Annotated in this window: 11 protein-coding genes and 1 pseudogene; 10 read left to right on the top strand and 2 right to left on the bottom strand. The window is 42.0% G+C overall.

Features of this window, described 5'->3' with window-relative positions:
* Positions 1-34 precede the first annotated feature (34 nt).
* From rpmG to H6F47_RS02960, 4 genes are all read left to right on the top strand, one after another.
* A complete protein-coding gene (rpmG, locus tag H6F47_RS02975) occupies positions 35-229 on the top strand; it encodes a 50S ribosomal protein L33 (RefSeq protein WP_096572409.1) in 195 nt (64 codons plus the stop codon).
* Positions 230-232: 3 nt separating this feature from the next.
* A complete protein-coding gene (gene rpsR, locus H6F47_RS02970; RefSeq protein WP_096572408.1) occupies positions 233-448 on the top strand; it encodes a 30S ribosomal protein S18 in 216 nt (71 codons plus the stop codon).
* A gap of 349 nt (positions 449-797) precedes the next feature.
* Positions 798-959: a hypothetical protein gene (locus H6F47_RS02965; protein WP_190348423.1), complete on the top strand. Its 162-nt coding sequence runs from the start codon at positions 798-800 to the stop codon at positions 957-959.
* Between the two features lie 24 nt (positions 960-983).
* Positions 984-3038 (top strand): RNB domain-containing ribonuclease, encoded by a 2055-nt coding sequence (locus tag H6F47_RS02960; RefSeq protein ID WP_190647606.1) that lies wholly within the window; start codon positions 984-986, stop codon positions 3036-3038.
* Here H6F47_RS02960 and H6F47_RS02955 read toward each other — a convergent pair.
* The gene (locus H6F47_RS02955) at positions 3017-3208 is read right to left on the bottom strand and encodes a hypothetical protein (RefSeq protein WP_190647604.1); all 192 of its coding nucleotides are present in this window, start codon (positions 3206-3208) and stop codon (positions 3017-3019) included. The genes H6F47_RS02960 and H6F47_RS02955 overlap by 22 nt on opposite strands.
* Positions 3209-3225: 17 nt before the next feature.
* On the opposite strand from H6F47_RS02955, the gene radC reads away from it, so the two are divergent.
* Positions 3226-3957, top strand: a complete 732-nt coding sequence (gene radC, locus H6F47_RS02950) for a DNA repair protein RadC (RefSeq protein ID WP_096572405.1) — start codon at positions 3226-3228, stop codon at positions 3955-3957.
* A pseudogene (locus H6F47_RS27725) lies at positions 3957-4115 on the top strand (Uma2 family endonuclease); the annotation flags it as partial. The gene radC and the pseudogene H6F47_RS27725, both read left to right, overlap by 1 nt.
* Before the next feature lie 78 nt (positions 4116-4193).
* On the opposite strand, the gene H6F47_RS02945 reads toward H6F47_RS27725, so the two are convergent.
* The gene (locus H6F47_RS02945) at positions 4194-5081 is read right to left on the bottom strand and encodes a GNAT family N-acetyltransferase (RefSeq protein ID WP_190647602.1); all 888 of its coding nucleotides are present in this window, start codon (positions 5079-5081) and stop codon (positions 4194-4196) included.
* A 290-nt stretch (positions 5082-5371) separates the two neighbouring features.
* Here H6F47_RS02945 and H6F47_RS02940 point away from each other — a divergent pair, with 290 nt between their 5' ends.
* From H6F47_RS02940 to H6F47_RS02925, 4 genes are all read left to right on the top strand, one after another.
* The gene (locus H6F47_RS02940) at positions 5372-5716 is read left to right on the top strand and encodes an NHLP leader peptide family RiPP precursor (protein WP_190647600.1); all 345 of its coding nucleotides are present in this window, start codon (positions 5372-5374) and stop codon (positions 5714-5716) included.
* A 524-nt stretch (positions 5717-6240) separates the two neighbouring features.
* A complete protein-coding gene (locus tag H6F47_RS02935) occupies positions 6241-9507 on the top strand; it encodes a type 2 lanthipeptide synthetase LanM family protein (RefSeq protein WP_190647598.1) in 3267 nt (1088 codons plus the stop codon).
* 195 nt (positions 9508-9702) lie between these two features.
* The gene (locus H6F47_RS02930; RefSeq protein ID WP_190647596.1) at positions 9703-10530 is read left to right on the top strand and encodes a class I SAM-dependent methyltransferase; all 828 of its coding nucleotides are present in this window, start codon (positions 9703-9705) and stop codon (positions 10528-10530) included.
* A gap of 169 nt (positions 10531-10699) precedes the next feature.
* Entirely contained in the window at positions 10700-12754 is a 2055-nt protein-coding gene (locus H6F47_RS02925) for an AMP-binding protein (RefSeq protein WP_190647594.1), read from the top strand.
* The last annotated feature ends 10 nt before the right edge of the window (positions 12755-12764 follow it).

Here is a 12764-nt window from a genome sequence, read left to right as displayed (position 1 = left end):
TTAAATCTCTCCCGGCTTTACTGTTTGTAAAATTATGGCTAAGAGTAAAGGTGCCCGCATAATAGTGACACTAGAATGCACCGAGTGTCGAACCAACCCAGACAAGCGTTCTCCAGGCGTTTCTCGCTATACCAGCACCAAAAACCGCCGGAACACCACCAACCGTTTAGAACTGAAAAAGTTCTGCCCCCACTGTAACAAACACACTGTTCACAAGGAAATTAAGTAAGAGATGAGCTATTATCGTCGTCGCCTGTCGCCAATTAAGCCAGGAGAACCAATTGATTATAAAGATGTTGATTTACTACGTAAATTTATTACTGAACGTGGTAAAATTCTACCCAGACGCATTACTGGGTTAACATCACAACAACAACGGCAATTAACATTAGCGATTAAACGCGCTCGAATTGTGGCTTTATTGCCATTTATCAACGCCGAAGGCTAAAAAAATTTTGGATTTTGGATGAAAGGATTTTAGAGCAGAAGTCAGGAGTCGTAGGGGCGCAGCATTCGGAAAATAAACGGTGATAAAAATTGATGATTGTTCGCCCAAATGCTTCGCCCTTACTTTGGACAAAATATTGATAACTGGTCGTGCGAATGCTTCGCCATTACAAGAGTCAGAAATCAGAAGTAAAACTCTCTTTCTGTCTAGGTTTCAAGTGAGACTGTGTACCAGATTTATCTGTAATCTGCTGTAAAAATCCAACAAAAGTAACGTTGGTAATAACAATGAAACGTTTACTTTCAGTCCAAAATCTAAAATTTCGCTTCCAGCCAAAGGAGTGTATAATATGCTTCGAGATTTCCAATCCTGGGATTTGGGTGATAGGGAACAGGGAACAGGGAACAGGGAACAGGTGACAGGTGACAGCAAAGAGTGTTTACCAATTACCCATTACCAATTACCCATTAACAACCTAAAACAAATCCAAAATCTAAAATCTAAAATCTAAAATTAGTAAAAGAGTGCGAGAGTTGTGGAGAAGGGGACGCTAGTTGAATTTAGGGTTCAAGGCGATCGCCGTCTGGGAGTGGTAGATCGTCCAGACGGAAAGACCCGTTGGTTTGTGGTAGATGAACGAGGTCAATCCCACAGCCTCGCGCCGCGACAACTAACCTATACAGTTAATGAACAAACTTATAAACCTGCTGACATTCCCAGCTTTTTAAGTCAAGTTCAAACCTATCTAGATCCATCTAGTTTAGAAGTAGCTTGGGAAATATTGGTGGAAGACGGGGAAACAGTCACTCCCAGTCAAATGGCAAATTTGCTGTTTTCAGAATCAGAACCACAGCACTGTTACGCCGCCCATTGCTTGTTATCCGATGATAAAATGTATTTCAAGCAAAAAGGCGATGTTTACGAACCACGCAGCGCCGCACAAGTAGCAGAACGGAAACACCAAATAGAAGTAGAAGCGCAAAAAGCCAAGGGACAGCAGGAATTTTTAGCGCGTGTAGAACAGGCACTCCAAGGCGAAAGCGTAGAATGGCAAAAACCAGACCGCCAGCGTTTGGAAGCATTAGAAAAATATGCGACTTTCGTGGCGGATATTGTGCGAATGGGGATAAATGCGGAGGCCTTGGTACGGAATTATCCACCCCCAGCCCCAGTATTAGAAACCATGAATATGCTGGGACGTTCTGCAACTCCTCAAGCAGCCCTGCAACTATTGATCGACTTGGGTTGGTGGAGTCCCCATGAAAACCTGTTCCTGCGTCGTTCTTCAATTCCCGTTCAGTTCCCTAGTAAGGTATTAGAAGTGGCGCAACAACATTTGGATTTTCCACCAGCAGACTTAGACACCAATCGTCTGGATTTAACACATCTCAAGGTATACACTATTGATGATGAAAGTACCACAGAAATAGACGACGGTTTAAGTTGTGAAAATCTCGCCGATGGACGACAACGGCTTTGGGTGCATATTGCTGATCCTACTCGCTGGTTAATGCCAGAAGATGAATTAGATTTAGAAGCGAGAAAACGGGGTAGTACAGTTTACTTACCTACGGGAATGATACCTATGTTCCCCGAAGTCTTAGCTACAGGTCCAATGAGTTTGGTACAGGGGAAAATTTGTTGCGCTCTCAGCTTTGGTGTAGTTTTAGATGAAAGCGGTGCAGTTGAAGACTATAGTATTCATCCCACTTTAATCAAACCTACCTATCGCCTCACCTACGAAGATGTAGATGAAATGCTGGAGTTGGGAGTACAAGCAGAACCAGAAATAGAGGCGATCGCCAATTTGGCACAAAAGCGGAAAACCTGGCGATATAACCAAGGCGCGATCAGCATCAATATGCCCGAAGCAATGATCAAAGTCAAAGACGATGATATCAGCATTGATATATTAGATGATTCTCCATCTCGGCAGTTAGTAGCAGAAATGATGATCCTTGCTGGGGAAGTAGCAGCACGTTATGGTCAAGCTCATAATATCCCCCTGCCCTTTCGCGGACAACCCCAACCAGAACTACCCCCAGAAGAAGAACTCTTACAGCTTCCCGCCGGTTTCGTTCGTTTTTGCGCCCTGCGTCGCTGTATGCCTAAAAGTGAAATGAGTATTACCCCAGTACGTCATGCCGGTTTAGGCTTAGATACTTACACTCAAGCAACTTCCCCCATCCGTCGTTACAGCGACTTACTTACCCACTTTCAACTGAAAGCACATTTACGGGGTGAAGATTTGCCATTTTCCGCCGAACAACTCAAAGAAGTGATGATGACCGTCAGCACTACCACCCAAGAACTAACAATGGTAGAACGGCAAACCAACAGGTATTATGCTTTAGAATATTTACGTCGTAATCCTGAAGAAATATGGCAAGTCACAATTTTGATGTGGTTACGGGAAGATAGCAACTTAGCATTAATTCTCTTAGAAGACTTGGGTTTACAGTTACCAATGGTTTTTAGGCGTTCTGTAAGTTTAGGTGAACAAGTATTAGTAAAAGTCAGCATTGCTGATCCTCAAAAAGACATCATTCAGTTTCAAGAGATAATTTATCAAGAAGCTGTTAGTGGGTAGGTGACTGGTGACTGGTGACTGGTGACTGGTGACTGGTGACTGGGAAAAATCTTTTTCTCCCCACCTCCCCATCTCCTGAACTCCTGACTCCTTAACAAATATTTTCCCCCCCAGATATAATTTTGAGCTTGAAAAAGGGATAAATAAAATATAGTTCCATCTTGGTGCATAATCCCTTGGTTTGTATATGACCTATTGCCTCAGAATTGCCGACCTACCTGAAAATGAGCGTCCCCGTGAAAGATTGATGACTCATGGAGCGAAAATATTAGCCACTGCGGAATTAATTGCTATTCTGCTAGGAACTGGACAAGGACCGGGTAAACTGTCTGCTGTCGGTTTAGGGCAACTTATGTTACAAGAGTTAGGAAAAGATCAAAGAGATCCTTTAGCTGCTTTACGGGATGTTACCCCCGCAGAGTTAATGGAAATTCATGGTGTGGGTTCTGCAAAAGCTACATCAATTCTGGCAGCGATAGAATTAGGTAAACGGGTTTTTTTATCCCGTCCTGCGGAGGGTGCAGTTATTGATAGTCCTTTAGCAGCAGCAGCTACCCTAAGTCAAGACTTAATGTGGCAAAGTCAAGAACGGTTTGCAGTCTTATTATTAGATGTGAAAAATCGGTTTTTGGGGACAAAAATAATTACTATTGGTACTGCTACGGAAACTTTAGCTTCTCCCCGTGATATTTTTCGGGAAGTTATTCGACATGGTGCTACACGGATGATAGTGGCCCATAATCATCCTTCTGGTAATCTAGAACCTAGTGAAGCAGATATAGAATTAACTCGGCAATTATTATCAGGGGCGCAACTTTTAAATATTCCTCTATTGGATCATTTGATTTTGGGTAATGGTACTCATCAGAGTTTGCGAGAAATTACTACTTTGTGGGATGATTGCCCCCAGGAAGATTGATAAAAGAATATTGGATTGCTGATTACCGAGGGCTGGGTGGTGTTGCTTTTATCGGTAGATCCAAACAGCCAACTTTCAGCGTTTGTCAGTTGAGTGGTGATGATTATAGCCAAAAACAGTATCGTCTTGGTCAGTCGATCATTTCTGGCATTTTACCGATTACAATTTTAGCAAACTATCTAATCATAGTCCCAATAGTTTTAGTCTTCATTTTTAATTATAGCTTCCTTATCCTCCTAAACCTCAGTGTCCAAGATTTTAAATGAACCCTTGGTTTGTTCCATAGAAGTTAAATATTCCTTCTCATATTCTTCAAACCGTACCATGTTTTCATGGTGCAAGGGTACAGTCCAAATCGCCTTGGGGATTTTTGCGATCGCCTGACGCTTGTGTGCTTTAGCATGGAGAGCAATTAAGCAACCAGTTTTTTGCAAATCCTCTCTCACCCAATCGCAAGTATAACGGATCGTATCAGGGAATATCCGGTGAGTAATCAGCCATCCTACCACCTGTCCTTGGTAACGTAACCCAAAACTCGTTAAAGCTTCCATACCTTCCTCATGGAGAAAAGGAACTAACTCTTCAGGAATCCAAGGATCTGTCTTTTGCTGTTCTTCAATAGTAATTCGTTCCTCATTAGTTAATTCGCACCAGGGAAAAATAGTAAATGAGGGCGGTAGTTTTTCATACATTTTCAGCCAAGGAGCATCTAAAACACGGCGATCGCTCTTGCAAATCAACATTCGTGGTGTTGGTGAAGACCAACCGCATTTTTCCAGCAGCTTTTCCAGAGCCGGCGTTGTTGGCTTTCCTGTCATATAGACCATGCTCAAACTTCGACAACCTCTTTTCAACAAAACTTCCTCTAAAAAATTGAGGAGGGCTGTACCAATGCCAGCATTGCGGCGTTCAGCACTGACATATAAAGATAAAACTTCCGTCGAAATAGCCCCTGGTTGGATTTGGGCGAGTACCAATCCTATAGGCTTTCCTAAATCAGTAGCCCCAACTGCCACAGTCATTCCTTCCGGGTCTAAAGTTTGCAGTCGAGGTCGGAAGAGAGGAAAAGTCATCTTCTCATAAACCTTAGCTGTTGAACTATCCAGAACCTCTAATGAATACATGAGTTTATATGTAGAAAAGTTAAGTAATCCTGGGACTTTTACCCATACTATATGAAAGTACAGATTAATGTCATCAGTCTCAAACCCTTATCAATACTGAATTTCCACCTATATTTAGACATTAGATAAATAAACTCCTAAACTTTCCTGAACTTTCCTGAACTTTCTTGTCTAGCTATTTCTGAATTTCTGTATTAAATTTAAAAAAAACAAATACCAGCATTCATCGTCACAGATGAAACAAATCTTTAGCTGGTATTACTTAATCTCAATTTACAGGATAAAAAACCATGACTCAAGCAGGATCACATCCATCTGATAGCGAATTAGAATTTCTTGATGAACAACTCAAAGCCAGAATGGCTATTCAGTCATCATTAGTCGCCAAATCCTGGTTAGATGAAAGCTTTAAGGAAGAATTAATCAGCGATCCCAAAGGGGTAATTGAACGGGAATTAGGTACAGAACTTGCTGATGATGTTGAAATTCAAGTAATTGAAGAAACTCCCACCACATTCTACCTATCTATTCCCGTTAAACCTAGTGCTGGTGTAGAAGGCGAACTCTCCGATGAAGAACTAGAAGCCGTTGCTGGTGGAAAATCAATAGAAATAAGTGTTAAGGTGGAGTGTTGATCAGAATGATTAACAATGCCAAGGCTTACCAGCAACTGAAAAGATTAATTAATATCAAAAACAAGCCCAAATATTGATTGTCAAAAGGTTCTAGCGATAGCTTCTCTCACCTTAGGTAACGCAATTTTAGAGAATGAAAACGCTCTGGGGGATTAAGGGCTCACAGGGGTAGGTTTTTAATATTATCTATTAAGGCAGGACTAGGAAGACAAGGAGGGAAAGTAGACAAGGAAGATTTTCTCCGCACAATAGTCTTTTTGTTACCAAGATAATATGATTTTGTACGGTTTTCCCCCCTTGTCCACTGTCCTTCCTTGTCCCCCAAGTCTTGGCCTCACGACAATGTAAAATACCTACCCTTGTGAGGGGATTAAGGGGGGGTAGCAATGTGATGAAAATGACGGTATACCTCTTTTCAAACATCCTCCGAGCAGTAAAAAAACTTTATTGTTTGCATTACTTAGTAATAGGGATTTATTGTTGATAGAAAGCAGAAAAACTGCAAAATTGAGATGGAAATTTAGATGAAATTATCACAAACAGATTTAGCTGCAATAGTTGGCAAGTCCAGTACAATCGCTGAACGCTTAAAATCTAATTTATTAACTAATCAAGATTCTATAAATAACTCCACCGTTAACTCCCGACTTCAGCACTGGTGTCGGGTTGCCGCTAAGGGAGATACTAAAAAGTTTGCTAAACGTCTCGCTTGGGATGGACTAGATATAAATACAGTTTGTTTAGCTTTGGATACTAATTTTTCCCTTGGAGATGCACCCCTACCAGATTGGGCAGAAACTCTTGCATCTGTAATGGAAAAAATGGGTACTATCACCTTAGAAATAAGTCAGTATCCCTTTCTAGATCCCCACAGACCAATTGCTTTTGAAACTCTTTTTATACCCTTTGTGGAGGTAGCTAAAGAAAAACTCATTGCCCAAGCTAACAGTCAATATCAGTTACTAGAACCACAAGTACAGGTAGTTCTAGAGCGTCATCTTCTAAAAAAGTTGGCTAGTGTAGGCGGACAAACTCTGTATGCAGAATTTGTCACTTTTCGGAACTTTAGACGATCTGGCCTTGTTTCCTCCCTAGTCAAGTCTTCTGGTGGTCCGTCTAGAAAACTTTACCAGAAGTTTATCGAGGAACTACTCCAGGATAATCTTCTGTCCTTCTTCCATAAATACAGTGTCTTAGCTCGGTTATTGTCAACAATAACTAACTTCTGGGTTGAAGCTATGAGCGAGTTTTTAAATCGCTTAGGTAAGGATTGGGAAGAAATTCAAAAAACCTTTCAACCAGAAATCGAACTAGGGCAAATTGTCAAACTAAATTTAGATATTGCCGATGATCACAATCGTGGACGTTGTGTAATGATTCTTGAATTTAGTAGCGGTTTGAAATTAGTTTATAAACCCAGGTCTTTAGGATTAGAGTCCGGTTATTTTCAATTACTGGATTGGTTAAATCAACAAGGATCACCCCTACCCTTCCAGGTGATTAAAGTAATTGATCGCTATCATTATGGCTGGATGGAGTATGTGGCGCAATTACCCTGTGAAAACCAAGCGGCCGTGAAGCGATACTATCAACGAGCCGGATTTCTGCTGTGTTTACTTTATGCCTTAAAAGGTAATGATTGCCACTATGAAAACCTGATTGCTAGTGGGGAACATCCCATCCTGATTGATTTAGAAACCCTGCTCCAGCCACAAATTCGGGAAATGGAAGATCAGGGAGATGATGGAGAGTTGCAAGCCTTATTTAATCAACTTCTGGATAGTTCCGTACTGAGTATAGGGTTGTTACCAAACTGGGAACTAGGTGCTGATGGGCAAACACTTTTTGATGTCAGTGGATTAGGAGGAGAAGGGGGACAACAAATGCCCTATCAACTCCTCAGTTGGCAAAACATTAACACTGATCCTATGTCTTTAGGACAACAATATGGTAAGTTACCTCCTCAAGCCAATTTACCCAGCCTCGACGGCGCTATCCGCTCGCCTAATAGCTATACAGAGGAAATTGTGACTGGATTTCGCCTCATGTATCAGTTACTACTAGAACGCCAGGATAATATTTTAGCGCCTGATGGACCACTAGCTTCTCTATCTCATCAACTATTACGCTGCCTATTCCGGAATACTAGGCTTTATGGAGTGATACTGAAAAATGCCCTCAGTCCCCAATATCTGCAAAATGGTGTGGACTTTAGCATTGAATTAGATATCCTGAGTCGGGCATTTCTCGTCTGTGATCAAAAACCATACTGTTGGGAATTGCTGGGACGAGAACATGAGGCCTTGACACAATTAGATATACCTTATTTGAGTGCTTATGCCAACAGCCAAGACATGATCATTTCTCCAGAACAGAACATTTCTGGAGCATTTCGTGAACCTAGCTACAATTCGGTCATTGCCCATATACAGCGACTCAACCCTGAAGATATGGAACAGCAGATTTCTATCATTAGGGGTTCTCTTTATGCCTTGGTTGCTAATGAACTCGACACCACCGCAGTAGATAGCAATAATTGGCCTGATTTTAATGATTTTACGCCTTTAAGCCAGGAGGCAATGTTACAACAGGCTATGGCGATCGCCACCGATCTCCGCCAAAAAGCAATTTACACTGCTGACGGTATTCCCCGATGGACTGGTTTAGAGTATCTGCCCAAAACAGGAAAATTACAATTACAACTCATAGACTTTGGTTTAGAAGGTGGCTGTGGGATTGCTTTATTTTTAGCTGCTTTAGAAAAGGTGACAGGAGGAGCAGGATATAGAGACTTGGCTTTGTCCGCGCTGCAACTTTTGAGCAGAATGATTAACAATTCCAAGGCTTATCAACAACTGAAAATGTCCGTAGATTTAGGAGCTATGGGTGGTTTTGGCTCGATGCTTTATACCTTAGTCAAGGTGAGCCAATTCTTAGACGCACCATCACTCCTAGAAGATGCTAAACAACTAGCTTCTTTACTAACTCCGGCAGATATTAGCAGTGATCGCAACCTAGACATCGCCATGGGAACAGCCGGGGCGCTACTGGGATTATTGACATTGTACCAAGCCACAGGAGATGCTGCCGTTTTGGAAATGGCTATGATCTGCGGTCAGCACCTACTCGCCCATCGCTGTATCAGCGCAACAGGTTACAAAACTTGGCAAGGGATGGGATTAGAAAAACCCCTCACCGGATTTTCCCACGGGGCAGCCGGTATTGCCTATTCCTTATTGCGATTATACGGCGCAACTTCCGATCCAGCTTATTTAGCCGCCGCCCAAGAAGCGATCGCCTACGAAACCAGCGTCTTTTCACCAAATGCCAACAATTGGCCGGATTTTCGTCCCTTCGTCCTCAAGGACAACCAACCCAGTTTTATGAGCAGTTGGTGTCACGGCGCACCTGGTATAGGTTTAGCCCGGTTAGGGAGTCTGCCATACCTCGATACTCCCGAAATCCGGCGAGATATTGACATTGCCCTCCAGACAACCGAGAAATATTCCTGGCAGGGAGTAGATCATCTCTGTTGTGGCAATTTAGGACGAGTTGACATCCTTCTAGAAGCATCCCGCCGACTTTCCCGACCAGAGTTAATGGCACAAGTCCCTCAACAGATTGCTTGGGTAGTAGATAGAGCTAAACAAACGGGAGGGTTTCATTTATTCCACAAAGTCACACAAGGCGTTTACCATCCAGGATTCTTTCGCGGAGTGGCTGGTATCGGCTATGAACTTTTGCGGTTAGCCAAACCAGATGTACTGCCCTCAGTGTTGTTATGGGATTGAAATGGGAGGATTGGTAAGAAGGGAAGGACGATATTAAGGGACTTTTAAATAAAAAATTCCCAATGTCTTTCAGAACAAAAGCTTTCTAGCCAGAGGAGGAAAAGTCGTTTTCACCAGGAATGAAATTGCTTAATTTATTTTTTGGTGTTCGTTAATTAAAATTAATTGCCAATTTTATACCAGTAAGGAGGTAACATGAATTTCTCGTCCATTTTTGAGAAGGCTATAGTAAAAAAGCAGTACGAATTAGTAAACAGCGCCCTGGATACTTTGAAATTGGGCGAACCAATATTCACCCTAAATCTTGGATATGTTCCCATTCAGGGGATTCCTTCCTTATCTGTAGTGGAATTATCACAGGAATTACCAGAGTATCAATCTTATCAATTGATACTAGAGGTGATAGGGGATTGTCTAATTGATGATCAGGATATTTTAGATATAAGTTGTGGTCGTGGGGGAGCAGCATTTATACTCAAAACCTACTTTCATCCCCGTAAATATTTAGGCATAGATATTAGCCCGAATGCCATAGAATTTTGTCGTCAACAGCATGGGGCAGACAACATATTATTTCAGCAAGGAGATGCAGAAGCCCTCCGTGTAGAAGATATGTCTTTCGACGTGGTACTCAATATTGATTCATCTCAACACTATCCCAATATTCTAGCTTTCTACCGCGAAGTTCATCGAGTTCTACGGCAAGATGGTTGGTTTCTCTATTGTGTCTGGCTACCTGCCAAAAAGATTGATGCTCACCTCAAAGTAATTACATCTATGGGGTTTGAGGTTATCACTAATGTAAATATTTCCCCCAATGTTCTCCAGTCCTGTAAGGAAACAGCAGAAAAGTACTTAAAGATATGGGCAGATAATCCTCTCTTAGAAGAGAAATTAACAGGGATATCAATAAATAATTTTATATGTTCCCCTGGCTCTGAAAAATACGAAGGGTTTGTCTCAGGAGAGTATGAGCAACGAATATTCAAATTTCGCAAAGTTAGCAAAAAAATTTTGGTTTAACTCACCTGATAATTGTACTTAGTACGACTGCCTTAGAACTAGGGTGTTGATTTTGATCGCAGTTCCCTATTTTGGGTTTAATTTTTACTCGTCTTCCCTTGTAGGGAAAGGGTTAGGGGTTAGGTTTGAGAGAAAGTTGCACACGGCGTTGACAATAACTAATACTGGTATGAAAACTTTAAACCTTATTGATATCTTGCAATCGAGATCCGTTACCGAACCGGATCGCTTGGCTTTAAACTTTTTGCAGGATGGGGAAATAGAATCTGGTCGCTTAACTTATCAACAGCTAGATCAGCAAGCAAGAGCGATCGCTGCCCAGTTGCAATCTTTACAGATGCAGGGTGAAAGGGCTTTACTGCTGTATTCTCCTGGGTTGGAATTTATCAGTGCCTTTTTTGGCTGTTTATATGCTGGAGTCATTGCCATTCCTGCCTATCTGCCCCGACGGGAGCGCGGCATGGATCATCTTCTCAGGATAATTATTGATGCTACACCTAAAGTTATTTTAACTACTACCTCAAATTTACCCGATTGGTCACGGCGATTTGCCTTAGAACCAGGATTATCCTCCCTTTCCTGGTTAACTACGGATAACATCACGCCAGAATTAGGACAACAATGGCAAAAACCAGCGATCGCTAAGGACACCTTAGCATTTCTGCAATACACCTCTGGTTCTACTGCCATGCCTAAAGGTGTGATGGTCAGTCACGGAAATCTGATCCACAATTTAGAACAGATATATCGCTTTTTTGGGCATACACCCGATAGTCGAGGAGTAATTTGGTTGCCTCCCTATCATGATATGGGATTGATTGGGGGAGTATTACAAACAATTTACGGCGGATGTACCGTAACTTTAATGTCTCCCGTAGCATTTTTACAAAAACCCCTACGTTGGTTAACAGCGATTTCTGAATCCAAAGCCACTACTAGCGGTGGACCGAATTTTGCTTACGAACTTTGTATTGAAAAAATCACTCCTGAACAACGGCTAAATCTCGACTTGAGTAGTTGGGAAGTAGCTTTCAATGGTGCTGAACCCATTCGACCCGAAACCCTAGAGCGATTTACCCAAGCCTTTGCTCCCTGCGGTTTTCGCCCCGAAGCTTTTTATCCCTGTTATGGAATGGCCGAAGGAACTCTCATTGTTAGCGGTGGAGAGAAAACCTCCTTACCCACTGTTTGTCAGGTGGAGAGCAAAGCCATCCAGGAAAATCAAGTAGCGACTGGGGAATCAGTAAATAGTAAAACTTTTGTCGCTGTGGGTGAGGCTGGAGTTGATCAACAAATTCTCATTGTTGATCCGCAAAACTTAACCCAGTGTCCATCTGATCGAGTCGGAGAAATTTGGCTATCTGGTGCTAGTGTCACTTTAGGATATTGGCAAAAGCCAGCAGCAACTCAACAAACTTTCCAAGCTTATTTATCCGATACTCAACAAGGGCCTTTCCTGCGGACTGGAGACTTGGGATTTATCCACAATGGTCAATTATTTATTACTGGTCGTCTCAAGGATTTAATTATTATTCGGGGACAAAATCATTATCCCCAAGATATTGAACTGACTGTGGAACAAAGCCACCCCGCCTTACGAATGGCAGGAGGTGCGGCCTTTAGTGTAGAAGTGGATGGAGTGGAAAGACTGGCGATCGCCTACGAGGTAGAACGAAATTACCTGCGTCATCTAGATGTTGATGAAGTAGTTGCTGCCATTCGTCAAGCCATTTCAGAAGTTCACGGACTACAAGTTTATGCTATCCTGTTGCTAAAAACCGGAACTATACCCAAAACTTCTAGCGGCAAAATTCAGCGTTATTCCTGCCGGACTAGTTTTTTAGAAAACACTTTAGAAATTGTCGGCCAGTGGCAAGAACCACTCATTAACCCAGTAGATTTAGAATCACTAGCATTATCAACTGCTTCACTAGAACAGCAATTTTCCCAAAATTCCACCATCACAGTAGAACAGATTCAAACTTGGTTAATTAATCGCTTATCCACTGAGTTAAAAATCCCGCCCCAAGAGATAGATATTCAGGAAGCCTTTGCTTACTATGGTTTAGATTCCTCAGCAGCGATCGCTATTACAGGAGAATTAATTGATTGGTTGGAATGTGAAGTTGAACCTACATTATTTTGGGAATATCCCAACATTGAAGAATTAGCATCCTATCTAGCTCAAGTGTTGAGTGAGTCATCAGTAAAAATCTGTGTTTAAGCAAGCATGA

It is taken from the genome of Sphaerospermopsis sp. FACHB-1094 (assembly GCF_014696195.1).
In the GTDB taxonomy this organism is placed as follows: domain Bacteria; phylum Cyanobacteriota; class Cyanobacteriia; order Cyanobacteriales; family Nostocaceae; genus Sphaerospermopsis; species Sphaerospermopsis kisseleviana.
Note: the sequence above shows the minus strand (reverse complement) of the source record. Positions and strands in the feature narration are given on the sequence as shown.

Bases quoted from the DNA above. Each gene is read 5' to 3' on its own strand.
- rpmG (WP_096572409.1), top strand. From the start codon at position 35: ATGGCTAAGAGTAAAGGTGCCCGCATAATAGTGACACTAGAATGCACC.
- rpsR (WP_096572408.1), top strand. From the start codon at position 233: ATGAGCTATTATCGTCGTCGCCTGTCGCCAATTAAGCCAGGAGAACCA.
- H6F47_RS02965 (WP_190348423.1), top strand. From the start codon at position 798: ATGCTTCGAGATTTCCAATCCTGGGATTTGGGTGATAGGGAACAGGGA.
- H6F47_RS02955 (WP_190647604.1), bottom strand. From the start codon at position 3,208: ATGCACCAAGATGGAACTATATTTTATTTATCCCTTTTTCAAGCTCAA.
- radC (WP_096572405.1), top strand. From the start codon at position 3,226: ATGACCTATTGCCTCAGAATTGCCGACCTACCTGAAAATGAGCGTCCC.
- H6F47_RS02945 (WP_190647602.1), bottom strand. From the start codon at position 5,081: ATGTATTCATTAGAGGTTCTGGATAGTTCAACAGCTAAGGTTTATGAG.
- H6F47_RS02940 (WP_190647600.1), top strand. From the start codon at position 5,372: ATGACTCAAGCAGGATCACATCCATCTGATAGCGAATTAGAATTTCTT.
- H6F47_RS02935 (WP_190647598.1), top strand. From the start codon at position 6,241: ATGAAATTATCACAAACAGATTTAGCTGCAATAGTTGGCAAGTCCAGT.
- H6F47_RS02930 (WP_190647596.1), top strand. From the start codon at position 9,703: ATGAATTTCTCGTCCATTTTTGAGAAGGCTATAGTAAAAAAGCAGTAC.
- H6F47_RS02925 (WP_190647594.1), top strand. From the start codon at position 10,700: ATGAAAACTTTAAACCTTATTGATATCTTGCAATCGAGATCCGTTACC.